The organism is Arthrobacter sp. BGA-UO-ETr-C19 (assembly GCF_059568005.1).
This window is the reverse complement of sequence record NZ_JCAQPC010000022.1, coordinates 85455-111391: the sequence shown is the minus strand read 5'-3', so window position 1 is coordinate 111391 and position 25937 is coordinate 85455. Positions and strand designations below refer to the sequence as shown.

The 25937-nt window shown below is 67.8% G+C and carries 21 protein-coding genes and 2 pseudogenes; 14 read left to right on the top strand and 9 right to left on the bottom strand.

Going from position 1 to position 25937, the window contains the following annotated elements; genetic code table 11:
- Positions 1 to 40: 40 nt before the first annotated feature.
- Together AC57BR_RS15375 and AC57BR_RS15370 are read right to left on the bottom strand one after the other, a co-directional pair.
- The gene (locus tag AC57BR_RS15375) at positions 41 to 1666 is read right to left on the bottom strand and encodes a DUF349 domain-containing protein (protein WP_496362045.1); all 1626 of its coding nucleotides are present in this window, start codon (positions 1664 to 1666) and stop codon (positions 41 to 43) included.
- Between the two features lie 72 nt (positions 1667 to 1738).
- The gene (locus AC57BR_RS15370; protein WP_496362043.1) at positions 1739 to 2557 is read right to left on the bottom strand and encodes a peptidylprolyl isomerase; all 819 of its coding nucleotides are present in this window, start codon (positions 2555 to 2557) and stop codon (positions 1739 to 1741) included.
- A gap of 277 nt (positions 2558 to 2834) precedes the next feature.
- On the opposite strand from AC57BR_RS15370, the gene hisS reads away from it, so the two are divergent.
- Positions 2835 to 4187: a histidine--tRNA ligase gene (gene hisS / locus AC57BR_RS15365; protein WP_496362041.1), complete on the top strand. Its 1353-nt coding sequence runs from the start codon at positions 2835 to 2837 to the stop codon at positions 4185 to 4187.
- A gap of 30 nt (positions 4188 to 4217) precedes the next feature.
- On the opposite strand, the gene AC57BR_RS15360 is transcribed toward hisS, so the two are convergent.
- Positions 4218 to 5495 carry an APC family permease gene (locus tag AC57BR_RS15360; protein ID WP_496362039.1) on the bottom strand — a complete coding sequence of 426 codons (1278 nt, stop codon included), beginning with the start codon at positions 5493 to 5495 and terminating at the stop codon, positions 4218 to 4220.
- A 99-nt stretch (positions 5496 to 5594) separates the two neighbouring features.
- Here AC57BR_RS15360 and aspS point away from each other — a divergent pair, with 99 nt between their 5' ends.
- Positions 5595 to 7400: an aspartate--tRNA ligase gene (aspS, locus tag AC57BR_RS15355; RefSeq protein WP_496362037.1), complete on the top strand. Its 1806-nt coding sequence runs from the start codon at positions 5595 to 5597 to the stop codon at positions 7398 to 7400.
- A gap of 76 nt (positions 7401 to 7476) precedes the next feature.
- The gene (locus AC57BR_RS15350) at positions 7477 to 8316 is read left to right on the top strand and encodes a GNAT family N-acetyltransferase (RefSeq protein WP_496362035.1); all 840 of its coding nucleotides are present in this window, start codon (positions 7477 to 7479) and stop codon (positions 8314 to 8316) included.
- Between the two features lie 30 nt (positions 8317 to 8346).
- Here the strand turns inward: AC57BR_RS15350 and AC57BR_RS15345 are convergent, their stop codons facing one another.
- From AC57BR_RS15345 to AC57BR_RS15325, 5 genes are all read right to left on the bottom strand, one after another.
- Complete coding sequence (locus AC57BR_RS15345) at positions 8347 to 9741, bottom strand: MFS transporter (RefSeq protein WP_496362033.1); 1395 nt, start codon at positions 9739 to 9741, stop codon at positions 8347 to 8349.
- A 10-nt stretch (positions 9742 to 9751) separates the two neighbouring features.
- On the bottom strand, positions 9752 to 10081 hold the full coding sequence (locus AC57BR_RS15340) for a Dabb family protein (RefSeq protein WP_496362031.1): 330 nt from the start codon (positions 10079 to 10081) through the stop codon (positions 9752 to 9754).
- A gap of 1 nt (position 10082) precedes the next feature.
- Positions 10083 to 11762: a 4-oxocyclohexanecarboxylate 2-dehydrogenase gene (chcC1, locus tag AC57BR_RS15335; protein WP_496362029.1), complete on the bottom strand. Its 1680-nt coding sequence runs from the start codon at positions 11760 to 11762 to the stop codon at positions 10083 to 10085.
- A 64-nt stretch (positions 11763 to 11826) separates the two neighbouring features.
- Complete coding sequence (locus AC57BR_RS15330; protein WP_496362027.1) at positions 11827 to 12588, bottom strand: SDR family NAD(P)-dependent oxidoreductase; 762 nt, start codon at positions 12586 to 12588, stop codon at positions 11827 to 11829.
- Positions 12589 to 12694: 106 nt separating this feature from the next.
- On the bottom strand, positions 12695 to 13480 hold the full coding sequence (locus tag AC57BR_RS15325) for an IclR family transcriptional regulator (protein WP_496362025.1): 786 nt from the start codon (positions 13478 to 13480) through the stop codon (positions 12695 to 12697).
- 133 nt (positions 13481 to 13613) lie between these two features.
- Between AC57BR_RS15325 and chcC2 the strand changes: the two genes are divergently transcribed.
- The 6 genes and pseudogenes from chcC2 (at position 13614) to AC57BR_RS15295 (ending at position 19299) form a co-directional block, all read left to right on the top strand.
- Positions 13614 to 15374, top strand: a complete 1761-nt coding sequence (chcC2, locus tag AC57BR_RS15320; protein WP_496362023.1) for a 4-oxocyclohex-2-ene-1-carboxylate 5-dehydrogenase — start codon at positions 13614 to 13616, stop codon at positions 15372 to 15374.
- A gap of 21 nt (positions 15375 to 15395) precedes the next feature.
- A pseudogene (locus AC57BR_RS15315) lies at positions 15396 to 15563 on the top strand (helix-turn-helix domain-containing protein); the annotation flags it as partial.
- 36 nt (positions 15564 to 15599) lie between these two features.
- A pseudogene (locus AC57BR_RS15310) lies at positions 15600 to 16115 on the top strand (IclR family transcriptional regulator); the annotation flags it as partial.
- Positions 16116 to 16292: 177 nt separating this feature from the next.
- Positions 16293 to 17615 carry a cytochrome P450 gene (locus AC57BR_RS15305; protein WP_496362021.1) on the top strand — a complete coding sequence of 441 codons (1323 nt, stop codon included), beginning with the start codon at positions 16293 to 16295 and terminating at the stop codon, positions 17613 to 17615.
- A 43-nt stretch (positions 17616 to 17658) separates the two neighbouring features.
- The gene (locus AC57BR_RS15300) at positions 17659 to 18924 is read left to right on the top strand and encodes an NAD(P)/FAD-dependent oxidoreductase (protein WP_496362019.1); all 1266 of its coding nucleotides are present in this window, start codon (positions 17659 to 17661) and stop codon (positions 18922 to 18924) included.
- A gap of 9 nt (positions 18925 to 18933) precedes the next feature.
- Positions 18934 to 19299 carry a 2Fe-2S iron-sulfur cluster-binding protein gene (locus tag AC57BR_RS15295; protein WP_496362017.1) on the top strand — a complete coding sequence of 122 codons (366 nt, stop codon included), beginning with the start codon at positions 18934 to 18936 and terminating at the stop codon, positions 19297 to 19299.
- A 26-nt stretch (positions 19300 to 19325) separates the two neighbouring features.
- On the opposite strand, the gene AC57BR_RS15290 is transcribed toward AC57BR_RS15295, so the two are convergent.
- A complete protein-coding gene (locus tag AC57BR_RS15290) occupies positions 19326 to 20000 on the bottom strand; it encodes an acVLRF1 family peptidyl-tRNA hydrolase (RefSeq protein WP_496362015.1) in 675 nt (224 codons plus the stop codon).
- A 61-nt stretch (positions 20001 to 20061) separates the two neighbouring features.
- On the opposite strand from AC57BR_RS15290, the gene AC57BR_RS15285 reads away from it, so the two are divergent.
- The 5 genes from AC57BR_RS15285 to alaS all read left to right on the top strand — a co-directional run bounded on the left by AC57BR_RS15285 (position 20062) and on the right by alaS (position 25934).
- The gene (locus AC57BR_RS15285; protein ID WP_496362013.1) at positions 20062 to 21582 is read left to right on the top strand and encodes a replication-associated recombination protein A; all 1521 of its coding nucleotides are present in this window, start codon (positions 20062 to 20064) and stop codon (positions 21580 to 21582) included.
- A gap of 171 nt (positions 21583 to 21753) precedes the next feature.
- Positions 21754 to 22380, top strand: a complete 627-nt coding sequence (gene rpsD, locus AC57BR_RS15280) for a 30S ribosomal protein S4 (protein ID WP_011692125.1) — start codon at positions 21754 to 21756, stop codon at positions 22378 to 22380.
- A gap of 145 nt (positions 22381 to 22525) precedes the next feature.
- On the top strand, positions 22526 to 22900 hold the full coding sequence (locus AC57BR_RS15275) for a DUF948 domain-containing protein (RefSeq protein WP_003800727.1): 375 nt from the start codon (positions 22526 to 22528) through the stop codon (positions 22898 to 22900).
- Positions 22901 to 22919: 19 nt separating this feature from the next.
- Complete coding sequence (locus AC57BR_RS15270) at positions 22920 to 23150, top strand: DUF6167 family protein (RefSeq protein ID WP_387101157.1); 231 nt, start codon at positions 22920 to 22922, stop codon at positions 23148 to 23150.
- A 105-nt stretch (positions 23151 to 23255) separates the two neighbouring features.
- Positions 23256 to 25934, top strand: a complete 2679-nt coding sequence (gene alaS, locus AC57BR_RS15265) for an alanine--tRNA ligase (RefSeq protein ID WP_496362009.1) — start codon at positions 23256 to 23258, stop codon at positions 25932 to 25934.
- Positions 25935 to 25937: the final 3 nt, after the last annotated feature.

Genomic DNA, 25937 nt, shown 5'->3' with positions numbered 1-25937 from the left:
CGGGGCCTTTCCTCGTCCTGCTGAGGGGAGCAGGCGCTGCCTAGGAGAGCTCGCTCGCCGACCGCTGGATCTGGTCCAGCCAGGCCTGGCGGGCTTCAAGGGCTTCCCTTGCGGCCTTGATCTTGCGCTGGTCGCCTGCCTTCTCGGCGTCGGCCAGGTCATCCTTCAGGCCGGCGATGGCGGATTCGAGCTGGCTCAAGGCGCTGTTGGTGCGCGCCTTGGTCTCCGGGTTGGAGCGCTGCCACTTCTCGTCCTCGGCCTGGCGGACTGCATCCTCGATCCGGCGCAACCCGGCCTCGATCCGGCCCATGTCCGCGCGCGGAACCTTGCCTGCCTCTTCCCAACGGTCGTGGATGGACTGCAGGGCCTTCTTGGCGGCTGCGATGTCCTTGACCGGGACGATGGACGAGGCCTCCTCGAGGAGCGCCTCCTTGACCTTGAGGTTGGCGGCGTATTCCTGGTCGATCTCGTCGTTGGCAGCCTGGCGCGAGCTGAAGAAGACGTCCTGGGCGGCGCGGAACCGGGCCCACAGTGCGTCGTCATCCTTGCGGCTGGCACGCGGCGATGCCTTCCACTCGTCCATCAGCCGGCGGTATTCCCCGGCAGCGAAGCCCCAGTCGGTGGACGTCGAGAGAGCCTCGGCCTCCGCAATCAGCTTCTCCTTGGCAGCCTTCGCCGCCGAGTTGTTGCTGTCCAGCTGGGAGAAGTAGGCGCGGCGGTGGCGGTCAAAGACGGTCCGGGCGGCACGGAAACGCTTCCACAGGGCGTCCTCGTTGCTGCGGCCCAGCCGTACCCCGCTCTTCTGCGCGGCCTTCCAGCTTTCAAACAGCTCGTTCATGCGCGCGCTGGATGTCTTCCACTGCACCTGGGCCGGATCGGTACCGGAGATCGCCTCGGCCTCGGCCACGATGGCCTCACGGGCGGCCAGCTCGGCGGCACGAACGGCGTCGTGCTCTGCCTTTTCCGCCTTCTCCAGCTCGGTGATCTGGGTGGACAGGGTGTCCAGCCGGCCTTCCGCGGAACGGATGTCGCCCACCATGTTCCGTTCAGCGAGCTGCTCGCGCAGGTGCGTCACGGTCTTCTGCATGTCAGTGGTGGGGGCCTTCGAGGCCACACGCTGTTCCAGCAGCACAATCTGGGCGACGACGTCGTCATACTTCCGCGCGAAGTAGGCCAGGGCCTCGTCATTGCTGACGTCGGGGTACTGACCGACCGGGTGCTCCTCGCCGTCGATGGTCAGGAACACGTGGCCGTCGCCCTCAACGCGGCCCCAGCGGGCGGCTTCGGCCAGCGAGGTGGCGGGCGGTGCCTGCACCGGCGTTACGGTAGCAGCAGGGCCGGCCTTGGGCCGGGCAGCAAACGCTGCCGGCGTCGGCGCGGGACGGGGTGTCGGCGACGGACGCGGTGACGGTGCCGGGCTGGGAGCCGGTGCTTCCTGCACAGCCTCCGGCTGCGGGCTTTCCTGGGCAGCCTCTTCGGGCTGCGAGGCTTCGGCCTGGGCAGCCACTTCGGGCTGCGAGGCATCGGCCTGGGCCTCACCCGCAGGCTCGGTCGCCTCCGCAGGCTCGGCCGTTTCCACGGGCTGTGCCGTTTCCACTGATTCGGGGGAAGCCTGGACCTCGGTCACTTCGGCTGCTGTTTCGTCGGATTTCTGACTGTCTGTCACCGCTAAAAGTCTTTCGCTTGGAGGAAGATACTCATTCATAAGTCGCCCGTGGCGGCTGGCGCCACAACGTTCCTACTTCAGAGAAAACGAGTCTATCGTGACTGCTTCCGCAGGTGCGCCGTCCGTGTCGCTTTCGCCGGTCTTAAGTCCGGCAGCTGCAATCTTCGTCACGACTTCCAGGCCCGAAGTCACCTTGCCCACGACGGTGTAGCCGCCGGCGGAGTCGGCCGGAATGACGGTGTCCTTGTAGACGATGAAGAACTGCGTGCCGTTGCCGTAGGCGTTGTTGCCCGTGCGGGCCACCGCAATCGTGCCGGCAGGGTACTTGTTGTCTGCCGGCGTGTTCTCCAGCGGCCCCCAGGTGTAGTTGGGGTCGCCCTGGCCATCGCCGGTCTTGGAGCCGCACTGCAGGACGCCGAAGTTCTCGGCGGTGGTGAGGCGGTGACAGCTGACGCCCCTGTAGTAGTTCTGGTCAGCCAGGGACTTGAACACGGCGGCCGCCTGCGGGGCCTTGGTGCCGTCCAGCTGCACACCCAAGGTGCCGCTGTTGACCTTCAGTGAGCCGGTGAACGTCTTGCCGGCCGCCGTCGCGGGCTTGGGGATGTTTGCCGCGTTGGTCTTCGCTGCAGTCGGAGTCGCCGAGGCGGAAGGGGCGGCTGAGGGCGATTCAAGGCCCGCCTGGGCGGCAGCGAATTCCTCTTCGGTGGGGTTCCCGGCAAATACCGTCAGCTGAAGCACGACGGCGAGCACCACCGCGGCGGCGCCCGCACTTCCCGCCACCACGTTGTCCCGTTTGCGGCGCTTCTCCTGGTCACGTCGAAGCTCGCGTTTGGCTTCCATCTGCTGGATGCGCCTCTTGGCTTCGCGTGTTTCGCGTGGACTGGCCGCCACGGGTCCTCCTCATTGATCGGACTGCCCGGCCGGGCAGGCCCGTGAAGGCATCCCCGGCTGCAGATTGCGCTGCTGCAGATTTGAACAGCGGCAGCCCGCCACCGCCCGGTTTCCCGCATTAGAGATGCAGGCGCCGAAAGCATAAACTGACTGCCGCACATAAGTTTATGCAGAACAGGCTGGACTCCCGCCGCTGCCGCAGCTGTTTGATCCAAATAGCGACGCGGAACATGGCGCAGCGGCTCCGGCCTTCGTTTACCTGAGGAGAAACTCCACCATGGCACGCACCGCCTCCCTGTCCGGATTCCCCGAGTGGCTTCCCGAGGAGCGGCTGGTGGAGCAGCACGTCCTGGACTCGCTGCGCCGCACGTTCGAGCTGCACGGTTTCGGCTCCATCGAGACCCGCGCCGTGGAAACGGTCGGTCAGCTGCTGCGCAAAGGCGAGATCGACAAAGAGGTCTACGGGCTGAGCCGGCTCCAGGACGATGAGGGAGAGGAAGCGAAGGGCAAGCACGATCCGCACGCCCTGGCCCTGCACTTTGACCTCACCGTGCCCTTCGCCCGGTACGTCGTGGAAAACGCCGGCTACCTGGCCTTCCCGTTCCGCCGTTACCAGATTCAGAAGGTCTGGCGAGGGGAACGGCCGCAGGAGGGCCGCGCCCGCGAGTTCACCCAGGCGGACATCGACGTGGTGGGCGACGGCGAGCTGCCCTTCCGCTACGACGTCGAGATCGCCCTGGTCATCGCCGAGGCGCTGGGCGCCCTCCCGATTCCGGAGTTCCGGCTGCGCATCAACAACAGGAAGCTCGCCGAGGGCTTCTACCGCGGCATCGGCCTGCCCGACACAGCCGGAGTGCTACGCAGCATCGACAAGCTGGAGAAAATCGGCCCGGAGAAGGTAGCCGAACTGCTCAAGTCCGAGCTCGGCGCCACCGACGAGCAGGCACAGGCGGCCCTGAAGCTGGCCGGCATCAAGACCGAGGACACCTCCTTCGTTGCGCAGGTCCGCTCCCTCGGGGTCAGCAACGACCTCCTGGAGGAGGGCCTGAACGAACTCGAACAGGTGATCGAGGCCGCCGTGAAGCGGGTCCCCGGCAAGGTCGTCGCCGACCTCAGCATTGCCCGCGGCTTGGACTACTACACCGGAACCGTCGTGGAAACCGTCCTGGTGGGCCACGAGCAGCTCGGCTCGATCTGCTCCGGCGGCCGCTACGACGCCCTGGCCAGCAAGGGCAACCGGAAGTTCCCCGGCGTCGGGCTGTCCATCGGCGTGACCCGGCTCGTCTCCCGCATCCTCAGCCAGGACCTGGCAAAAGCTTCCCGTTCCGTCCCCACGGCAGTGTTCGTGGCGCTCACCTCGGACGAGAGCTGGGGCGAGGCGCAGGACGTGGCCACCGAGCTGCGCAGCCGCGGCATCGCCGCCGAGGTGGCCGCCAAGGCAGAGAAGTTCGGCAAGCAGATCAAGTTCGCTGACCGGCGCGGCATCCCCTTCGTCTGGTTCACGGACGAGGACGGCAAGCACCAGGTCAAGGACATCCGCTCCGGCGTGCAGGTGGACGCCGATCCGGCGACGTGGACGCCGTCGGACGAGGACATCCGCGTCCAGGTCGTCGCCGCGCCCGCTTCCTGAGCTGTCCCTTCCGGGCTGCCGTAGCCGGGGCTACCGCAGCCGCCGCTTCCGCAGCGCCAGGACGGCGGCCCGCCCGGCGAGTCCGGCGGCCATGACCGCAGCCATGCCAAGCGCCGGGGCAGGCGGCAGGGTGAAGGCCAGGACCAGGCACCCGGCCAGCCCTGCGGCGTTCAGCCACTTGGGGGCGTGCCGGGGCCGGTCCCGGAGCGTGAACGCGGCGGCATTCGTCACCGCGTAGTACAGCAGGACGCCGAAGCTGGAAAAGCCGACCACCGTCAGCACGTCGGTGGTGAGCAACAACAGAACGACGACGGCGGCCACCGCCAGTTCGGCCGTTACCGGCACCGGATGGCGTCCGCCGAGCCGGGCCAGGGGACCGGGGAGGTCGCGTTCGCGGGCCATCGCCATGGCCGTGCGTCCCACTCCGGTGATGAGGGCGAGCAGCGCGCCGAGCGAGGCGGCGGCGGCCCCGGCCTGGACGGCCGGCGCTCCGGCGGCCAGCTGGGACTGTTCCACGGCGTCGAGGAGCGGCGCCGTGGAGGAGGCAAGCATCTGCGCCGGAAGATGCGCCAGGAGCAGCGCCCCCAACAGCAGGTAGATCACCAGGGCGCCGCCCAGGGCCCCGAGGATGGCGCGCGGAATGACGCGCGCCGGGTCCTTCACCTCCTCGCCGAGTGTGGCGATGCGGGCGTACCCGGCAAAGGCGAAGAACACCAGGCCGGCGGCGGGCAGGATGCCCCAGAAGCTGCCGGCTGGCCCGGGAGAGGCGCCGGCCTGTCCGGCAGCTGTCCCGCCGTCGGGAACATGCGGTCCCAGGATGCTCGCGGCGGCCACGAAGGCGAGGGTGGCCAGGACCATGGCCAGCAGGATGCGCGTCAGGAAGGTGGTCCGGGTGATGCCCAGCAGGTTAACGCCGGTCAGTGCAGCCACGGCAGCGATGGCCACGGGGGTGGCGTATCCCGGCGCAACGTACTGGCCGAAGGTCAGGGCCATGGCCGCGCAGGAGGCCGACTTGCCGGTCACGAAACCCCAGCCGGCGAGGAAACCGGGCCACTCGCCGAGTTGCTTCCGACCGTAGACGTACGTCCCGCCGCTTTGCGGATACTTTGCCGCGAGCTGGGCTGAGGCCACGGCGTTGCAGTAGGCCACGGCGCCGGCCAGGGCTATGGCCACCAGGAGCAGCGATCCGGCCAGCCGGGCCGCCGGCGCGAAGACGACAAAAACGCCGGCCCCGAGCATGGATCCGAGGCCGATGGCTGTTGCGTCGGCCACACCGAGCCTTCGCTGCAGCTGCTGGTGCTTGGTCATGGCGGGGCAGGAACCTTTCAAACGGGTAAACTCGGACGGGATCGTTTCCGCAACGATCGTATTTAAACTTCATTCTGTCTTCCTTCTGAAAGGAATGCTGTGCTGCGCACACATGACCTCGGATCCCTTCGCTCCGAGCACATTGGACAAACCGTAACCCTGGCAGGCTGGGTTGGCCGCCGTCGTGATCACGGTGGTGTCGCATTCGTCGATCTGCGTGACGCCTCGGGCGTGGCGCAGGTGGTGGTCCGTGAGGAAGAGGTCTTCCACGGGCTGCGCAACGAATACGTGCTGCAGGTGACCGGCACGGTCTCCAAGCGCCCGGAAGGCAACGAGAACGCTGCCCTGGCCACGGGCGAGGTGGAGGTCATGGCGGACAAGGTGGTCATCCTCAACACCGCCGACGCCCTGCCCTTCCAGATCGATGAGCACGTGGAAGTGGGGGAGGAAGCCCGGCTCAAGCACCGCTACCTGGACCTGCGCCGCCCCGGCCCCAGCCGCAACATCCGCCTCCGGTCCGAGGCCAACCGCGTGGCCCGCGAGCTGCTGCACGAAGAGGGCTTCGTCGAAATCGAGACGCCGACCCTGACGCGTTCGACGCCGGAAGGCGCCCGTGACTTCCTGGTGCCCGCCCGCCTGGCTCCGGGTTCCTGGTACGCCCTGCCGCAGTCGCCGCAGCTGTTCAAGCAGCTCCTGCAGGTGGGCGGCTTCGAGAAGTACTACCAGATCGCCCGCTGCTACCGCGATGAGGACTTCCGCGCCGACCGCCAGCCCGAGTTCACCCAGCTCGACATCGAGGCCAGCTTCGTGGAGCAGGACGACATCATCCGGCTCGGCGAGAACATCGTCAAGGCTGTCTGGAACCTGATCGGCGTCGAAATTCCGACGCCGATCCAGCGCATCACCTACGCCGACGCCATGGCCCGGTACGGGTCGGACAAGCCCGACCTGCGGTTCGGCCAGGAGCTGACCGAGCTGACCGAGTTCTTCAAGGACACCAACTTCGGCGTCTTCAAGGCCCCCTACGTCGGCGCCGTCGTCATGCCCGGCGGTGCTTCGCAGGCCCGCCGTGCACTCGATGCCTGGCAGGAATGGGCCAAGCAGCGCGGCGCCAAGGGCCTGGCCTACGTCCTCTACAAGGAGGACGGCGAGCTCGCGGGCCCCGTGGCCAAGAACCTGACCGAGACCGAACGCGCCGGCCTGGCCGACGCCGTTGGCGCCAAGCCCGGCGACTGCATCTTCTTCGCCGCCGGCGAGAAGACCCCGTCCCGTGCGCTCCTGGGTGCTGCCCGCGTTGAGATCGGGCACCGCACCGGCCTGATCGACCCCAACGCGTGGGCTTTCTGCTGGGTGGTGGACGCCCCCATGTTCGAACCCGCCGCTGCCGCCGTGGCGTCGGGCGATGTGGCCGTTGGCGGCGGCCAGTGGACCGCAGTGCACCACGCCTTCACCTCGCCGAAGCCGGAGTTCCTGGACACCTTTGACCAGGACCCGGAGGCCGCCCTGTCCTACGCCTACGACATCGTGTGCAACGGCAACGAGATCGGCGGCGGATCCATCCGTATCCATGAACGCGAGGTGCAGGAGCGCGTCTTCGAGCTCATGGGCCTGGACAAGGCCGATGCCCAGACGAAGTTCGGCTTCCTGCTGGAGGGCTTCAAGTACGGCGCCCCGCCGCACGGCGGCATCGCCTTCGGCTGGGACCGCGTGGTGGCGCTGCTGGCGGGCGTGGACTCGATCCGCGACGTCATCGCCTTCCCGAAGTCAGGCGGCGGCCACGACCCCCTGACCGACGCCCCCGCCCCCATCACCGTGCAGCAGCGCAAAGAGGCCGGCGTCGACTTCAAGCCCGAGGCCAAGAAGGCCGAGCCTGTACCCCAAAAGGCCGAGGACGCAGCCAAGTAGAGTGACCTGACTGTCAGCAAAGGCTCCCCGGGAAACCGGGGAGCCTTTGCCGTTCCAGGCCGGAAGGAGGAGCGCGATGGACCGGGAGACAATCCCCGAGCTGGACGTCGGGCTGGACGGATTGATGGATGCCGCCTGGCCCGCACCGGACCGGGAGCTGTCCGGCGGCTGGGTTCTCCGCGCCGCCGGTGGCGTCACCCAGCGTGCCAACTCCATCTGGCCGCGTTCGGAGCCGGTGGGGACGCGCGCTGAACGGCTCGCTGCGCTGCGCGATGCCCGGGCCTGGTATCGGGGCCGCCGGCTGCCGGTGATCTTCCAGGTCTTCGACAGCCCCGGCAGCTCCGCGCTGAACTCCGTCCTGGATGAGGAAGGCTTCACCCGGCAATCCGAGACGCTGATCATGGTGGGTGCAGCTGACGTTGCACCTGCGGCCGGCGGGGATGCTTCGGAACCTGGCGCCGGAGTCGAAATTGCCGAACATCCATCAGGGGAATGGCTGGACCTGTGGTGGTCCGTGGACGGCCGCGGCGGCGCCGCGGAACTGGAGACTGCCCATGCGATCCTCACCGGCTGCCCGGCGCTGTACGCCATGGTGAGGGACGACGACGGCGGCCCGGCCGCCGTCGGACGCCTTGCCGTTGTTCCCGGCGGGGCAGCTGTTCCCGGCGGGGCAGGCACCTGGGGTGGGCTGTACTGCATGGCCACCCGGCCCGATGCCCGGCGCCGCGGCTACGCCACCCGGGTCCAGCAGGCCCTGTTCAGCGCAGGCGCGGCGCGGGGACTGGCCGGGTACTGGCTGCTGGTGATGGCATCGAACACTTCTGCCCGGGAGCTGTACTCCCGGGCAGGTTTCTCTGAAGTGTCCCGCTATTACTACCGCCAGGAGCGGCCCCGGCGATCGCTGACCGGCTGCTGACTTGGTCTTTCGTTCCGGTGCGGCGTCGGCTCAGCGGTCCTGGAGGGCGGGCTGCTGCGCTTCGGCCTGCCGCCGGCGTGCGGTGCCGTCCAGGTACGGTCCGCCGAGCTCCCCGATGGGCGTGGCGGCAGTCTCCCGGGACCAGAACGCCGATCCTGCGGCGATGAGCATGCACACGGTGCCGAAGACAGCCACGGGCACCCAGCCCCAGGCTCCCGGGGCCAGCAGCATCCCGGCGATCATCGGGCCAAAGCCGGCGAGGACCAGGCCGAACTGGTTCCCCAGCGCCATGCCTGAGTAGCGGACCGGCGCTGCGAACTGTTCGGCGAAGAACGCCGGCCAGACGCCGTTGAAGCCCGAGTACAGGACCGTCATATTCAGGAATGCGGCAAGGAACACCAACACAATGTTGCCGGAGGAGAGCGCCAGGAAGTAAAGGAAGATCGTGGCGGAGCAGCCGATCGCGGCGGTCAGCAGGAGGGGGCGGCGGCCGATCCGGTCGGAAAGCCTGGCCGCCAGCGGCATGGCGAACATGGACAGGCCGATGGCCACGGCGTTCACGGTCAGGATGGACGCCCGGTCGAAGCCGGCGCCGGACGTGGCGTAGGCGAGTCCGAAGACCGTGAAGATGGTCTGCATCACGGACATGATGGACATTCCCGCCACGCGCAGCACATCCGCAGCCTGGAAGCGGAGCACTTCCTTGAGGGGCATCGGAGACACCTGGCGGCGTTCCTGGGCCTCCTCGAAAACCGGGGTTTCGTCCAGGTGCGTGCGGACCCAGTAGGCGATGGCGAGGACCACGATGGAGAGCCAGAACGGAATTCGCCAGCCCCAGCTCATCATGGCCTCCCGGGGCAGTGACGTAACCGGGATGAAGACCAGGGTGGCCAGCACCATGCCGGAGGCGTACCCGGTCATCACGAAGCTCGTGAAGAACCCTCGCCTGCCTTCTGGTGAGTGTTCCAGCGTCAGCGTGGAGGCACCCGCCGACTCGGCGCCGGCGGAGAAGCCCTGCGCCAGCCGGCCCGCCACCAGCAGGATGGGGGCCCAGACGTCGAGCTGTTCGTAGGTGGGCAGGAAACCGATGCCGAGAGACGCCAGGCCCATGATGCCGAGGGTCAGCAGCAGGATTTTCTTACGGCCCAGTTTATCGCCGAAGTGCCCCATCACCAGTCCGCCAACCGGCCGGGCCACGTATGCGACGCCGAAGGTGGCGAAGGCGCCGATCAGCCCGATGGCCGGGTCCGCGGAGGGGAAGAACAGGTGGGGGAACACCAGGGCTGCTGCGGTGCCGTAGATGAAGAAGTCGTAGTACTCCAGTGTGCTGCCGAGGAAGGACGCCAGGGCGGCCTTGCGGGGCGTTTTCGGCGGGGCCTGCAGGGGAATTTGGAGCGGAACCTGAGGTGATGGGGTTGTGGTCACGGGATTCTCCTTAAGACTGCGTTGTCTCAATGGGTGCCGGCGAGGTCTCCGGGAGGTGGAAATCCACCGCGAGGATCTGCCGGCTGTTGGGGAACGAGTACGCCTTCAGCGGCTCGTGGAGCGGGTGCGTGTTGTACACGGCGATGTCCTCGACGCTTTCGAAGTCGGCCACGATGGCGTAGTCGAAGGAGCGTGCGGTGTTCAGGACGTCCGGGCCATGGCTGAGGCTGAGCATGCCGGGGATCTTTCCGGCCATGTTGCTGAGCCCGTCAATCCAGGCCTGACGGTCGGCCGGCGGGAAGTCGGGCTTGAACTTGAAGAGCACGGTGTGGCGGATCATCTCAGGCACCCGTCCCGACAAGCTCGACCACCGGTGACGGCGCGGCAGAAACATATTCGGGGGACTGGCCGGCAAGGGTCCGGCCAGCGAGGTAGCCCATGGTCATGATGGGCCCCAGGGTGGCGCCGGCTCCAGGGTAGCCTGCCGCGTAGGCGTTTTCGGTGGTGTTGCCGGCGGCGAACAGGCCCGGAATAGGGCGGTTGTCGACGTCGAGCACGCGGGCCGACCCGTCGGTGGCCACGCCGCCATTGGTGCCGAAGGCGCCGTTCACCACTTCCAGTGCGTAGAAGGGCCCGGCCTCGAGCGGACCCAGGGAGGGGTTCGGCCACGGGCAGTCGGCGTCGCCCCAGTACTTGTCGTAGGCGCTTTCGCCGCGGCCGAAGTCGGGGTCCTCGCCCTTGGCTGCGAACTCATTGAACCGGGCCACGGTGGCTTCCAGGTGTTCCGCCGGAACGTTGATTTTCGTGGCGAGTTCACCCAGTGTGGGCGCCTCGATCAGGTAAGCCGGCGTCGGCTGGCCTGCGCGGTGGGCCAGGAGGCCGTAGCGCTCCAGGTAGCCGTGGTCCACGATCACGTGCGCCGGGGTGTTGAGGGTCTGGTTGGCGGCGGAGTCCCAGGACTGCAGGCTGCGGGCGAGGTCGTTGTAGTTCTGCGACTCGTTGGCGAAGCGGCGGCCGTGCCGGTTCACCATGATGGAGCCCGGGCCCTGGCGTTCGAACCGCAGCAGGGTGCCGATCGCCTGCCCGTCGCGGGTGTCGCCGGTGACGGACATCGGCGCCCACCAGGCTTCGCGCGTGCCGCGGGTCTGGCCGCCGATACGCTGCGACATCCGCAGCCCGTCGCCGGTGTTGGAGGGCGGTGAGCACATCGTGTAGAGCCGGGAAGCGAGCATCGAGTCGGCCAGGGCCTTGTCCCATTCGAAGCCGCCCGTCGCGAGCACCACGCCGTCACGGGCATGGAACACCTCGCCGGTTTCCAGTTCGACGCCGGTCACCCGGCCGCCGCCGGTGCGCAGCCGGTGCCCGCGTGCCCCGGTGACGAGTGTGGCGTTGTCGCGGAGCAGGCTGGCGAGCAGCATGGAAACGAGGGCCTGTCCCTTGGCCACGAGGCCGTCGTCCTGGCGGCCGGCCAGGTCGTCCCACGGGAACTTGGTGAAGGCGCCCCACTCCTCGTATTCCTGCATGGTGAACGGGGCGCGGCCGTCACTGCGCACGTGCGCGCGGAGACCGCCCAGGGCCCCGGTGCTGTTGAACAGCTCGGGTTCCACCGTGCGGCCGCCCGTCACGGCACCGGGGAGGTCCTGACGGTAGTCGGGGAAGTTGTCGAGGAAGATGAAGTGGACGCCGCACTCCGCCTCGACGAAGCGGAGCATCTGGTCGCCGTAGTTCAGCGCAGCGTCCAGCAGTTCCTCCCGGCCCCTGCCGCGGGCGACGGCCCGGACGTACTCCGCAGCCGCTGCCTTGGAATCGGTGATCCCGGCCTTCCGTGCGTGGTGGTTGTCCGCCACCCAGAGCATGCCGCCGGACACGGCGGAGGTCCCGCCCAGGAGGTCACTCTTTTCGAGGACGACGACGGACTTGCCGGCCCGGGCGGCGGTGGCCGCCGCGGTGAGTGCCCCCGCACCGGAACCGACGACGACGACGTCGTAAGTGTCCGCGGAGGTGCCGTTGACGAATTTCATGGGGTTTGCCTTTCAGAGCGGAGAAGATGGGGGTTGCGGCCGTTGCCGCAGTTGGGGGGCGGCGTCAGACGGCCGTGTAGCCGCCGTCAATGACGAGCTCGGAACCGGTGGTGAAGCGCGACTCGTCCGAGGCCAGGTAGAGCACGCCGTACGCGATCTCATCCGGTTCGCCCTGGCGGGGCAGCGGGTTGGAGCCCACCAGCTGCTTGTAATAGGCCTCGGGACCGATGTCCGACTGCTCGGCGGAGCGGCGACTCATCCTGGTGTTCATGGACCCGGGATGGATGGAGTTCACCCGGATGCCGTAGCCGCCATAGGCCGCGGCGTCCGACTTGCTCAGGAGCCGCACAGCCCCCTTGGTGGCGTGGTACAGCGGAACGTTCCGGCCGCCGGTAAGGCCGTGGATGGAGGAGAAGTTGACGATGCTGCCGGTACCTTGTTCGATCATGCCGGGGACCACGTGCTTGGTCATCAGCCAAACACCCTTGACGTTGACGTTGAAAATCGTGTCGAAGTCGGCCGTCGAGGCGGTGTGGGAGGCTCCTGCCGGGCCGATGATGCCGGCGGCGTTGACCAGGATGTCAGGGGTGCCCAGTTCGTCGCGGACCCGGCCGATAGCTTCGGCAACGCTGGCCTCGCTGGTGACGTCGACGTCGTACTCAGTGATGTTTGCGTGGGCAGCGGCGGCGGGGATGCCGGCAACGTCCAGGCTGGCAACCTTTGCGCCGTGTTCGGCAAGGAGGGCGGCAGTGGCGCTGCCAAGGTCTCCGCGGCCTCCGGTGACAATCGCGGTCTTTCCGGCCACGCGGTTCTGGATGGGATTCATGTGGTGCTCCTCGTGATCCTGCAGCCTCGTCGCTGCTTCCCAGCCAGCGTGGCAGGGGATCTGTGAGCGGAACCACATGATTACCGATGAACGGCAAAGCCGGCCTTCAGTGGCTTTGCCGGAGCGTCCCCTTCAGCTCGCCCCGCCAGCCCAGGGCGCGGGAGATCCCGCGTGCGGCGGCCATCAGCACGGGGACCCGGGCGGCCGCGTTCTCCTCGTTGCGGGGCACCACGACGCTCAGCGCCGCGCGGACGGTGTTGTCGGGCCCGAACACCGGCACGGCGATGCCGCTGGATTCTGGCACGATCACCCCGGGCATGGCAGCGAAGCCGCGCTGCCGGATCTCGGCCAGGTGGCGCCGGAGCGCGGCGGGATCGGTCAGGGTGGTTTCGGTGAACTTCGTCAGGGGCCGGGCCAGGAAGCTGTCCTGGTAGGCGGCGGGGGAGTTGGCCAGCAGCACCAGTCCCGAGGATGTGGCGTGTACCGGCAGCCTGCCGGCGATCTTGGTGATGTCCACGATGGTCCTGTCCGAGCCGAGCCGCTCGATGTACAGGACCTCGTCCGAATCGAGGATGCCCAGCGTGGTGGAGTGCTGCACCACGGCCTGGACGTCCTCCATGAAGGGCAGGGCAGCCTCGCGCAGGCCCAGCATCTTGGAGCCCCGGGAAGCCAGTTCCCACATCCGCGTGCCGATGTGGATGTCCCCGCCGGGCTCGCGTTCGAGCAGACGCTCGAGCAGCAGGTCGTTGACCAGCCGGTAGGTGGTGGTCACCGGCAGGCCGGTGCGGCGCCCGAGCTCGGCAACGCTCATGGCGGGGTGCCGGTCATCGAAAGCGCTCACGATCTTGACGAAGCGGCCGATGATCGACTCGCCGGATGCGGAGTTGGCCACGGTTCCTCCTGTCGATTCCCGCTCAATGGTAATCCTCCTCCCGGGCCTGCGTGCGCCCGGGTCTACTGGGGGTTTGTCAGTCAACGCCTGCCGCCGCAAAGGAGTGGCCTGCAGGCAGAACGGAGCAGGAACCATGACAGAAACTGCAACGACGGCGGTCTGTGACGTCCTCGTCATCGGATCGGGTGTGGCCGGGATGGCCGCGGCACTGAAGGCCGCTTCGCAGGGATTGAGCGTGATCGTCGCGGAAAAGGAGCAGTACTTCGGCGGGACCACCGCCATTTCCGCAGGATGGGCCTGGGTCCCCGGCAACAAGCATGGCGTTGCGCAGGGCGACACCCGCGAGGACGCCGAGACCTACCTGAAAAACCTGGCGCCGGAGACGTTCAACGAAGCGGGAGTCCGGAACTTCCTGGACACAGTGCCCGAGGCGATCTCCTTTTTCGAGAACGAAACCGACGTGAAGTTCATCTACCCGGAAAAGGCCCCGGACTACCAGATGGACCTGCCCGGGGCGAGGCTGTCCGGCCGGGCCATCCTGCCGCAGGACGTGGACGCGCGGGTGCTCGGGGACAAGCGGCTCCTGATGCAGCCGTACATGAGCTCCTATACAGTCTTCGGCTACATGCCGCAGGTGGGGCCGGACATCAACGAGTTCTTCCACGTGAACCAGTCGGTAAGGTCCTTCATCTACGTCGCCAAGAAACTGCTGCGCACCTGGGCCGACGCCGCCCGCTACAAGCGTCCGGTCCTGCGTTCCAACGGCAACGCCTTGATGACCCGCATGGTCAAGAGTGCGGACGACCTGGGCGTCCGGCTGTGGAAGGCCTCACCGGCGCTGTCCCTCACCAGGAACGACGCCGGAACCGTCACCGGTGCGGTCATCGGGGGAGAGCACGCCGTCACCGTCACAGCGCGCGCCGGCGTCATCCTCGCCGCCGGCGGATTCTCCGGGAACAGGGAGCTGCGGCGGCGCTATTTTCCGCACGACGCCGGCGGCGACGACCACTTCACCCCCACGGTGGGCCACGGCGGGGACGCCGCCACCCTGGCGATGGACGCCGGCGGCTACATCGACGATTCCGTGTTCAGCGTGGGCTCCTGGGCGCCTGTGACCGTGTTCAGGTACCTCAGCGGCGAACAGCGGCTCTTTCCCCACCTGCGGGCCATCGGCCTGCCCGGGCTGATCGCCGTCGACCGCCACGGCAGGCGCTTCGGCAATGAGGCCCTGAGCTACCACGACTTCGGCGGGGCCATGATCGAGCACAACAAGGACGAGGACAGGACCTTCGGCTACGTGATCGGCGACGCGAAGACGATGCATAAATACGGCATCGGCTATGCCAAGCCCTGGCCGATGCCGCGCGGCTACTTCTACCGGACCGGCTACCTAGTCAAGGGGAGCACCCTTGCTGAGCTGGCCGGCAAGCTCGGCATCGATGCCGCGGGCCTTGAAGCCACCGTCGATGAATTCAACCCGGCGGCTGAGCGCGGCGAGGACCCCGCCTTCGGCCGCGGCTCCACGCAGTACAACCACTTCCGGGGCGACCTCGAGCACAAACCGAACCCGAACCTCGCGCCGGTGGGCAGGGGCCCGTATTACGCGGCGAAGATCCAAATGGGCGACCTGGGCACCTTCGCCGGTCTCGGCGTCAACGAACACTCCGAAGTGGTCACGGCCGAGGGAGCGGTGGTTCCAGGGCTCCTGGCCGTGGGCGCGGCTGCAGTGAGCGTCTTCGGCGGCGGCTACCCCGGCTACGGCTCCCACATCGGCCCGGCTTTGGTGTTCGGCTACCGTGCCGGACGGGACATCGCCAGGCTTGCCGGGGAGCGGAACGCGGACCGGACGGGGGACCACACCGGATCGCGGCCAGCCAAGGCGGTGTCCCGCTAGGCGCCGGGCCGGAGACCCGCCATGGCGAACTCTCCCTCGGGGGAATCGGTGATCAGCCGCGTGGTGCGGCTCATGAGCGCCTTCGACCGGGATCTGCCGGCCATGACGCTCTCCGGCCTCGCCCGCCGCGCCGGCCTGCCGCTGACCACCGCGCACCGGCTCGTGGATGATCTGGTCCTCCACGGCCTCATTGAGCGGCTGCCGGACGGGAACCTGTGCTCCGGGATGCGCATGTGGGAACTCGCTGCCCGCGGCTCCCGTGCACTGAACCTTCGTGAGCTGGCGCTGCCGTTCATGGAGGACGTCCAGGCAGCCGTCCACCAGCACACCACCCTTGCCGTGCTGGACCACGGCACCGTGCTGTACGTGGAGCGTCTCTCCTCGCCGCACTCCAGCCTGGATGCCGCGCACATTGCGCAGCGGATGCCCATCCACGCAGCCTCGTCCGGCCTGATACTGCTGGCGTTCTCGCCGCCCGCAGTCCAGGCCGGGGTGCTCGAAAAACCCCTCAAGGCCGTGACCTCCGAAACCATCACCGATCCTGCCCTCATCCGCAAGCACCTGGCCGAGATCAGGCAGCGCGGCTACGTGGCCCTGCCAGGCATTGGCGTCACTGAGTGGACGGGCATCGCCGTGCCCGTCTTCGGGCCAGGCAACACGATAGCTGCGGCGCTCAATGCCATCGTGCCGCGGCAGGAAGCGGCTGTTCCGCTGATCGTCCCCGCCCTGCTGACCGCTGCGCACGGGATCTCCCGCGCGCTGAAATCCGCCCAGTCGGAAGGGCAGGCAGACTTTCGCAACCGATGAACGGAAGACCTGTGGGGGCGGCCACGGCGCATCCCGCAAGGTGGGTGAGAGGCGGATCACACCGGATCACGCCGAAGCCAACCGGAAAGAAGGACGATGATGTCTTGCCCGATGACAGCAACACCCCCGGTCTCCACGCACGTCAGGACCGGCGGAGGCATGGACGCCTTCACCGGCGGAAGCGCAGGCGAAGGCACCGCACTGCCTCCCTACTCGCATGAACTGGACTGGCCCGAGGGCTTGGCGCCCTTCAAAGTGGTGGACGACGGGAGCCAGGGTGATCCTTACCGCCACTACGAGTGGATGCGCGCGAATGCGCCGGTGCTGCGCGCGCATTCACCCGTATCGGATGTGTGGTTCATCTCCCGGTACGACGACGTCCGCCGGGCCATGCGGGCACCGAAAGTCTTCTCCTCTCAGGTAGTGGACCCGGTCCCGCTGACCTTTCTGACGCTGTTCGACGCCCCCAACCACACCCGGCTCCGCCAGGTGGTGGCGCAGGCCTTCACCCCCAAGGCCATCGCCCGCTTCGAGGACCGGGTGCGGGAGAACGCCGAAAAGTACCTGGCACCCATGCTCGCCGCCGGCGGCGCGGACGCCGTGGACGACTACGCCATCCCGCTCAGCATGTCCACCATCAGCGCCCTGCTCGACGTTCCGGCCGAGGACTTCGAGAAGATGAAATTCTGGTCCGACGAGACCTTCAGCTACTTCGGCCGGCTCGCCCGCAACGCCCGGGGCACCGGCACCGACGAGCAGAGCACCCTCGAGTTTTTCGCCTACCTGAAAGACGCCATGGAGCGCCTGTACCGCGAGGAGAGCGACTCCGTCGGCGGACACATCGCACGGATGTGGAAGGAAGGCCTGCTCAGCGAGAAGGAAGCCAAGGAACTCTGCGCCTTTGTCTTTGTCGCCGGCCATGACACCACCACCATCCTGCTGGCCAACGCGTTCCGGATCTTCAGCGAACAGCCGGACCTGCTGGAACGGATCCGCCTGAATCCGGACGATGCGGACCTCTTCGGTGAGGAACTGGCCCGCTACCGCGGCACCGTCCAGCGGGCCAGCCGGATCACCACGGAGCAGGTGGAGGTTGCCGGCGTGACGATTCCCGCCGGCGCCATCGTCCGCCTGCTGCCCGCCGCGGCCAACCGGGACAGCAGCAAGTATCCCGACGGCGAGCGCTTCGACATTGACCGCAACACCGACGGCCACCTGGGCTTCGGGCACGGCGTCCACAGCTGCCTCGGCGCGCCCCTTGCCAGGCTTGAAGTCCTGGTCACGGTGAAGCTCCTGGCGGAGAAGCTCGCGTCGCTCACGCTGGACCCGGACAAACCCATCGAATACGTGCGCGGCAACAACCTGACGAACTCGGGCCCGGAGCACCTCCACGTGCTGCTGCAGCAGGTCAACGCAGGGCAGTCCAATGCGTAGCGGGACAGTTGCCGCAGCACCGGTATTGGCCCAGGACCCGGTGATGATTCAGGACCCGGTGGTCATCGTCGGTTCGGGACACTCCGGCGTCGCTGTCGCCGCAGGGCTCCGCACCCGCGGCTGGCAGGGCGACATTCTGCTCATCGACGCGGAGAACGAACTGCCCTATGAGCGGCCGCCGCTGTCCAAGGAGCTCTTAAAGGACGGCGCCCCGGATGAGTCGGCCGTGCTCCGCAAGGAGAAGTTCTATGCGGACAAGGGCATCGGCCGGCTCGTCGGGGTCACCGCGGAATCCATCGACAGGAACGGACGGACAGTGCTGCTGTCCGACGGGACGCGGCAGGCCTACCACCGGCTGGTCATCGCCACAGGTTCGCGGGCGCGGCCCCTCACTTTGCCAGGTGCCGGACTTGCGGGAGTAAGATCCCTGCGGACCCGGGGCGACGCCCTCGAACTCAAGCGGCTGCTGGTTCCGGGAGCCCGCGTGGCCATCATCGGTGCCGGATACATCGGACTGGAAGTGGCCGCAGCTGCGGCCGCGAAGGGCTGCGAGGTCACAGTGCTCGAATTCCAGGACCGCGTGATGAGCCGGGTAACGTCAGCCCCCGTCTCGCGCCACTTCGAGCACCTCCACGAGCGGCACGGGGTGCGGTTTGTCTTCGGCGCCGCGGTCACCTCGATCGACGGCGGACCACGGGCTGAGCGCGTGACCGTCGCCGACGGCACGGTCTTTCCTGCCGACGTCGTGCTCGCTGGCATTGGCGTCCTACCCAACCAGGAGCTGGCCGCAGGCGCCGGCATCGACTGCCGGGACGGCATCGTCGTGGACGGGGACGGCCGGACTTCAGATCCCGCCATCTACGCCAGCGGGGACGTCACGCGGTTCACCAGTCCCATCGACGGTGCCAGCCAGCGGCTCGAATGCATCCAGAACGCGGTGGCACAGGCAGACCGCGTGGCCGCGCACATCGCCGGCCAGGTGGCCGCTGAACCGGAAATACCCTGGTTCTGGACCGTCCAGCACGGTGTCCGGCTGCAGACGGCAGGCGTCCGCCATCCGGAGGACCAGGCGATACTCCGCGGCGAACCCTCGGGCGGCAAATTCTCCGTGGTCTACCTCCGCGACGGCCGCCTCGCCGCCGTCGACACCATCGCCAATCTGTCCGACTTCCGCACGGCCAAACGGCTGATCGCCCAGGGAGCCTGCATCGACCCGCTGCTGGCCGCGGACCCCGGCGTCCCCCTCGCCGAAGCCGTTTCCGGCATACCCAACCACTCCGATGCTGACCTTGCAGCAGCGCGACCCTAAGGAACCGACATGAGCAACACCAGCATCAGCAACACAGCCACCAGCAACACCGCCGTCAGCACCAAACTGACCGTCGTCGACCGCGAAGGCGCCACCCATGACCTTGAATGGGAGCCGGACCAGAGCATGATGGAGGCCCTCCGGGACAACGACCTGCCCGTGCTGGCCTCCTGTGGCGGCACCGCCTCCTGTGCCACCTGCCACGTGTTCCTGGACCAGGAGGTCTTCGACACCCTGGAGGAACGCAGTGACGACGAACTCGAGCTGCTCGTGGAGGCCGAGGGCTACCGGGAACGCGGCTCGAGGCTCTCCTGCCAGGTGGGCTTCAGCCGGGACCTGAACGGCGTGACCGTGACGCTGGCCCCCGAGGAGTAAAGGCAGTCCACCGCCAGGTCAGGGAGCTAGCTCCCGGGCGGGTCCGTTACCGTCAGCCGCACCGCGCAGGCGTCCGCCGCGGCCTTCTTCAGGACAGCGGCACGGGGATCGGGAACATCGAGATAGGCCAGGCGCGGCAGGCCCGCCCAGGGCTTCAGGGCAGGCAATGCCAGGACTTCGTCGGCCAGGGCGCGGTCACCGCCCGGGAGGATGTACTCGAAGGCCTGACCGGCAAAAACCAGCCGCGCCTGATCCGCAACCGCCTCCGCCATCGCGTCAGCCTGGTTGGTGCGGCGCCGGGCGAACCGCTGCTGCGACTGGCCGCCGGCGGCGGTGCGGGACTGCACATACTTGGAGCCGGTCTTGGCGGCGAGAAGGATTCCCTCGCTGGCGACGGCCACACCGTATCCTCCGCGCCGGACCAGGACAAGGCCGAGAGTGCGCGGCTGGGATGCCAGGGAAGCCAGCCGTTCCACGAGGCCCGATCCCCGCCCCGGCCGGCCGTCGTCGGGCCACGGCGCCACCAGCAGGGCGGTGGCGCCGTCCGCGGCAGCCAGCCGTACGCCGTCGTCGTGGTCCTCATATTCAAGGCCACCGTGGCTGGCGGCGAACCGTTCCACCCAGCCGGCCAGCCGCGGGCCGGGGACGAACGCGGTCCTGGTGGACGCCGGACGTCCCTGCGTCGGACGGGTGCCTGGCATTGCCGGTTCCCTGCTTTCGTGGCCGGATTTTTCCTGTTGGATCTAGAAGTAGCCTATCTATGTGGATGATCTCTTTGGTTCGGCGGCCCAGGACAGCGACGACGGCGACACCGACGACGCCGATTCCGCCCAGTCCCGGTCCGCCCAGTCCCGTTCAGCACAGTCCCGCTCCACCCAGCCGCGCAGCCCGCTGGCCGTCCGGATGCGCCCCCGAACGCTGGACGAGGTGGTGGGCCAGCAGCACCTGCTGGGCCAGGGGTCCCCGCTGCGGCAACTGGCAGCAGGTACCGACGCCGCCGGTCCGGCCGGCCCCAGCTCGCTGATCCTATGGGGGCCGCCGGGTACCGGGAAAACCACGCTTGCCCACGTGATTGCACGCGGGCCCGGGCGCAAGTTCGTGGAGCTTTCAGCCATCACCTCCGGGGTCAAGGATGTCCGCCGCGTCATGGACGACGCCCTGACCGCCCGTGACCTGTACAAGACCACCACCGTCCTGTTCCTCGACGAGATCCACCGCTTCAACAAGGCACAGCAGGACGCGCTGCTGCCCGGCGTCGAAAAGGGCTGGGTTGTCCTGGTGGCGGCGACCACGGAAAACCCGTCGTTTTCGGTGGTCTCGCCGTTGCTGTCCCGCTCCCTGCTCCTGACGCTCAAGCCGCTCACCGACGCGGACATCGAGGGCCTGCTGGTGCGGGCCGTTCAAGATCCCCGCGGGCTCAACGGCAACGTCCGGCTCAGCGACGAAGCGCTGGAACACCTCGTCCGGCTTTCCGGCGGCGACGCCCGCCGGGCCCTGACCGCGCTGGAAGCCGCCGCCGGCGTCGCGTTCGGTGACGCGGACGACGTCGTAAATTCCGGTGCGGGGGACGGTGGCACTGATGCAGACGGCGCGGTTGATCACGGTACACGTGATGATGGCTCAGGGCAGCCGGTCAGTGCTGAGCCGGTCGCCGTCGAACTGCGGCACACCGAGCGTGCCCTGGACGCCGCAGCGGTCCGCTACGACCGCGCCGGGGACCAGCACTACGACGTGGCCAGCGCATTCATCAAGTCCATCCGCGGGTCCGACGTGGACGCGGCCCTGCACTACCTCGCGCGGATGCTGGAGGCGGGGGAGGACCCGCGCTTCGTGGCCCGGCGCATCGTGATCTCGGCCGCGGAGGACGTGGGCATGGCGGACCCGACGGCGCTGCAGACGGCGGTGGCCGCGGCGCAGGCCGTGCAGCTCATCGGAATGCCCGAGGGCCGCATCGTGCTCGCCGAAGCGGTGGTCCACCTTGCCACGGCGCCAAAGTCCAACGCTGCCTACATGGGCATCAACAAAGCCGTCGCGGACGTGCGGGCGGGCCTGGGCAACGGGATCCCCGCGCACCTGCGCGACGCGCACTATCCAGGGTCAAAGCAGCTGGGGCACGGAGTGGGCTACAAGTACGCCCATGATGCCCCGCACTCGGTGGCCGCCCAGCAGTATCCGCCGGACGACCTCGTGGGCCGCGACTACTACGAGCCCACTGCAAACGGTGCGGAGCGGGACATCGCCGTCCGGCTTGAACGGCTGCGGAAGATCGTCCGGGGCAAGTGACCGCCGTGGTAGGATGGATGCTTGTCTGGCAAGGCACGGACGCACAATCCCCCGAATTTTAGTTCGACGGAGCTGTGCCCTGTGCCCAGTAGCAAAAGGCAGCGGTTGGCCGATGCTCTCCATCGTGGAGGCCAGTAACACTGACACACCGCAGATATTGGAAGGACACAAGTGGCTAACAACACTCGTGCTCGCCGTACCGCACGCCTCTCGCGTGCACTCGGCATTGCTCTGACCCCCAAGGCCGCCAAGTACATGGAGCGCCGCCCGTACGGCCCCGGTGAGCATGGCCGTGCCCGCAAGAAGCAGGACTCCGACTACGCCGTACGTCTGCGCGAAAAGCAGCGTCTGCGCGCCCAGTACGGCATCCGCGAAGCCCAGATGACCCGTGCCTTCGAAGAAGCACGCCGCACCAAGGGCCTGACCGGTGAAAACCTGATCGAACTGCTCGAGATGCGCCTCGACGCCCTCGTGCTGCGTGCCGGCTTTGCCCGCACCATCGCCCAGGCCCGCCAGCTGGTTGTGCACCGCCACATCCTGGTTGACGGCATCCGCGTTGACCGCCCGTCCTTCCGCGTCGGCGAGGGCCAGCTGGTCCACGTTCACAGCCGCAGCGAAACCATGCCTCCGTTCCAGGTTGCAGCAGCCGGCGCGCACCGCGACGTCCTGCCCCAGGTTCCGGCCTACCTGGACGTCAAGCTTGACGCCCTGCAGGCCCGCCTGGTTCGCCGCCCGAAGCGCTCCGAGGTCCCCGTGACCTGCGAAGAGCAGCTCGTCGTCGAATTCTACGCACGCTAAATTCCGGCAGCGTATACAAAGAAGCCCGTGGCAAGCGCCGCGGGCTTCTTTGTATGTAAGGTACTTGGGGGACATTTGCGGCTGCAGGACTTTGGCCGCCGCACGCCCGGTACAGTTCCACGGAGTTTCAAGGAGATGAACGTCTATGTCTGGTGGCGATATTGCCGGCCTGATCGCGGCCGGGGTATTTGCGCTCCTGGTCCTGTTGCTTGCTGTGCCCATCCTCAAGCTGGGGCGGGTGTTCGACGAGGTGCGGACATCCATCCGCTCCATCAGTGACGGCGCCACCCCGCTCATGGACGAGGTCACCGCCACGGTCTCCACCACCAACCAGCAGCTGAAGAAAGTGGACGGCATCGCCTCCAACGTTTCGGATGCCTCTGCCAACATCTCCGCGCTGTCCTCCCTCGTGGCCGCGACTGTCGGATCGCCGCTGATCAAGGTGGCCGCGTTCAGCTACGGCGTCCGTTCCGCGTTCGCCACCCGCAAGAAGCCCGCCACCGGCCGCCGCAGCCGCTAAGCCCACCCGGAGAACTGAAATGAAACGACTTGTCTGGATGGGAATCGGCGTGGCCATCGGGGTCATCGCCTTCCGCAAGGTCACCGAGGCGCAGTCAGCGCTGGGCCCGGAAGGCCTGAACCGGGCCGTGGGCCGGCTCGCCGACGGAGTCTACGACTTCGCCGACGCCGTCCGCGCCGGCATGCGCGAACGGGAAACGGACCTGCGCGCCGCTCTGGGTGTTGAATCCCAGGACGTCGTCCGCCGCTAAACGCGCAAGAATTAAAACTGCAGTGCCGTTCAACACCGGCACTGCCTCTGAATCAAACTCTCACGCGCCAGCATGCGTGAACCAAGAAGGGTAAGTAATCAGCTCATGAAGTCGCAGGAGATCACAAAGCGCTGGGTCGATTTTTTCGTCAGCAAAGGCCACACGGCGGTTCCCTCCGCATCGCTGGTCTCCAGCGACCCCTCCCTGCTGTTCACGGTTGCCGGCATGGTTCCGTTCATCCCGTACCTGACCGCGCGCGAGGAACCGCCCTACACCCGGGCCACGAGCGTGCAGAAGTGCATCCGCACCGGTGACATTGAGGAAGTGGGCAAGACAGCACGCCACGGCACCTTCTTCCAGATGTGCGGCAACTTCTCCTTTGGGGATTATTTCAAGGAAGACGCCATCAAGTTCGCGTGGGAGCTGCTGACCACGAGCGTTGCCGACGGCGGGTACGGGCTTCCGCCGGAGCTGCTGTGGGTGACGGTCTACGAAGAGGACGACGAAGCCGAGGAACTCTGGCTCAAAAACACCGGAGTACCCGCCGAGCGCATCCAGCGCATGGGCAAGTCGGACAACTACTGGTCCACCGGCCAGCCCGGCCCGGCAGGCCCCTGCTCGGAGATCTACTACGACCGCGGCCCGGCCTACGGCGCCGAGGGCGGCCCCATCGCCGACGAGAACCGCTACGTGGAGATCTGGAACCTCGTGTTCATGCAATACCAGATCGACAACGTCCGCTCGAAGGTCGAGTTCGACATCATGGGCGAACTGCCCAAGAAGAACATCGACACCGGACTGGGCATGGAACGCCTTGCCATGATCCTGCAGGACGTCGAGAACATGTACGAGACCGACCAGGTCCGCCCGGTCATCGACATGGCCGCCAAGCTCTCGGGCAAGGAATACACCTCCGCCGAGACCGAGGACGATCCGCACCACACCGATGACGTACGGATGCGCGTCGTTGCCGACCACATCCGCTCGGCCCTGATGCTCATCGCCGACGGCGTCACGCCCTCCAACGAAGGCCGCGGCTACGTACTGCGCCGCCTCATCCGCCGCGCGGTCCGCTCCATGCGCCTGCTCGGCGTGGAACAGGCCTGCCTTCCGGACCTGCTGCCCGCCTCGCGTGACGCCATGAAGGGCGTGTACCCCATCGTGGACACGGACTTCGACCGCATCAGCCGGATCGCCTACGCCGAAGAAAAGGCGTTCCTGCGCACCATAGCGTCCGGCACGGCCCGCCTCGAGGATGCCGTCAACGAATCCAAGGCGGCAGGCCGCCCCCTCTCCGGCGCCGACGCCTTCACCCTGCACGACACCTACGGTTTCCCGATCGACCTGACGCTCGAAATGGCCGAGGAAGCGGGCCTGAAGGTGGACGAGCCCGAGTTCCGCAAGCTCATGCTCGAGCAGCGCCAGCGCGCCCAGGCCGACGCCAAGGGCAAGAAGGGCGGCCACGCCGACCTCTCTGCCTTCCAGGAGCTGCTGGCAGAGGGTGAGACGGTCTTCACCGGCTACACCGACCTCGAAGGCGAATCCCGCGTCCGCGGCATCCTCAGCGGCGGCAGCAAGGTGTCGCAGGCTGCCACCGGCGACGAAATCGAACTTGTGCTCGCCGAGACCCCGTTCTACGCCGAGGCCGGCGGCCAGGCAGCCGACACCGGTCTCATCACCGGCGACGGCTTCGTCGTCGAGGTCCTCGACGTCCAGCGTCCGGTCAAGGGCCTGAGCGTCCATAAGGCCATCGTCCGCGAGGGCGAGATCGCCTCCGACGCACTGGTCCGCGCTGCCGTGGACCGCGAACGGCGCCACGCCGCCGAGCAGGCGCACACCGGAACGCACATCGTGCACGCGGCACTGCACCAGATCCTCGGCCCGCAGGCCACCCAGCGCGGTTCGTACAACAAGGCCGGGTACCTGCGCTTCGACTTCGCCTGGGGTGAGGGACTGAGCGCCGCCACCAAGTCCGAAATCGAGGAAGTCTCCAACCTCGCCATCCGGAACAACTTCCACGTGGACACCAAGATCATGGGCCTCGCCGAGGCCAAGGCCCTGGGCGCCATGGCCCTGTTTGGCGAGAACTACGGCAGCGAGGTCCGGGTTGTGGAGATCGACGGCGCGTGGTCGCGTGAGCTGTGCGGCGGCACCCATGTGTCCAACACCTCGCTGATCGGCAGCCTGTCCCTGCTCGGCGAGCAGTCCGTCGGCTCGGGAAACCGCCGCGTCGAGGCGTTCGTCGGCATGGACGCCTTCCGGCACCTGGCTGCCGAGCGCGCCCTCGTGACGGAACTCACCGAAATGCTCAAGGTGCCCTCGGGGCAGCTGGCTGACCGCATCTCGGCGACCCTCACCAAGCTGAAGGCCACGGAAAAGGAGCTTGAGCGGCTCCGGAAGGAACAGCTCACTGCCGCCGCCGCCCAGCTCGCCGGAACCGCGGTGGACGCCGCCGGCGTCCGGGTCATCGCGCACGACGCCGGCCAGGTCAGCGGTGCCGACGACATCCGCGGCCTCGCCTTGGACCTCCGCAACCGGCTTGGGTCCGAAGCCGCCACGGTTGCCGTGGCCGGCGTCAGCAACGACCGCCCGGTCATCCTGGTGGCCACCAATGAAGCCGCCCGTGAAGCCGGTGTGAAGGCAGGTGCCCTGGTCCGGCTCGCCGCCGGAATCCTCGGCGGCGGCGGTGGCGGCAAGGACGACGTGGCCCAGGGCGGCGGCACCGACGCCTCCAAGGTCGGCGCCGCACTGACCGCCGTCGTCGACGCCGTCACCAGGCGCTAACCA

Coding starts and splice junctions, on each gene's coding strand:
- hisS (WP_496362041.1), top strand. CDS start 2,835: ATGGCACGCACCGCCTCCCTGTCCGGATTCCCCGAGTGGCTTCCCGAG.
- AC57BR_RS15360 (WP_496362039.1), bottom strand. CDS start 5,495: ATGACCAAGCACCAGCAGCTGCAGCGAAGGCTCGGTGTGGCCGACGCA.
- AC57BR_RS15350 (WP_496362035.1), top strand. CDS start 7,477: ATGGACCGGGAGACAATCCCCGAGCTGGACGTCGGGCTGGACGGATTG.
- AC57BR_RS15340 (WP_496362031.1), bottom strand. CDS start 10,081: ATGATCCGCCACACCGTGCTCTTCAAGTTCAAGCCCGACTTCCCGCCG.
- chcC1 (WP_496362029.1), bottom strand. CDS start 11,762: ATGAAATTCGTCAACGGCACCTCCGCGGACACTTACGACGTCGTCGTC.
- AC57BR_RS15330 (WP_496362027.1), bottom strand. CDS start 12,588: ATGAATCCCATCCAGAACCGCGTGGCCGGAAAGACCGCGATTGTCACC.
- chcC2 (WP_496362023.1), top strand. CDS start 13,614: ATGACAGAAACTGCAACGACGGCGGTCTGTGACGTCCTCGTCATCGGA.
- AC57BR_RS15305 (WP_496362021.1), top strand. CDS start 16,293: ATGACAGCAACACCCCCGGTCTCCACGCACGTCAGGACCGGCGGAGGC.
- AC57BR_RS15300 (WP_496362019.1), top strand. CDS start 17,659: ATGATTCAGGACCCGGTGGTCATCGTCGGTTCGGGACACTCCGGCGTC.
- AC57BR_RS15295 (WP_496362017.1), top strand. CDS start 18,934: ATGAGCAACACCAGCATCAGCAACACAGCCACCAGCAACACCGCCGTC.
- AC57BR_RS15290 (WP_496362015.1), bottom strand. CDS start 20,000: ATGCCAGGCACCCGTCCGACGCAGGGACGTCCGGCGTCCACCAGGACC.
- AC57BR_RS15275 (WP_003800727.1), top strand. CDS start 22,526: ATGTCTGGTGGCGATATTGCCGGCCTGATCGCGGCCGGGGTATTTGCG.
- AC57BR_RS15270 (WP_387101157.1), top strand. CDS start 22,920: ATGAAACGACTTGTCTGGATGGGAATCGGCGTGGCCATCGGGGTCATC.
- alaS (WP_496362009.1), top strand. CDS start 23,256: ATGAAGTCGCAGGAGATCACAAAGCGCTGGGTCGATTTTTTCGTCAGC.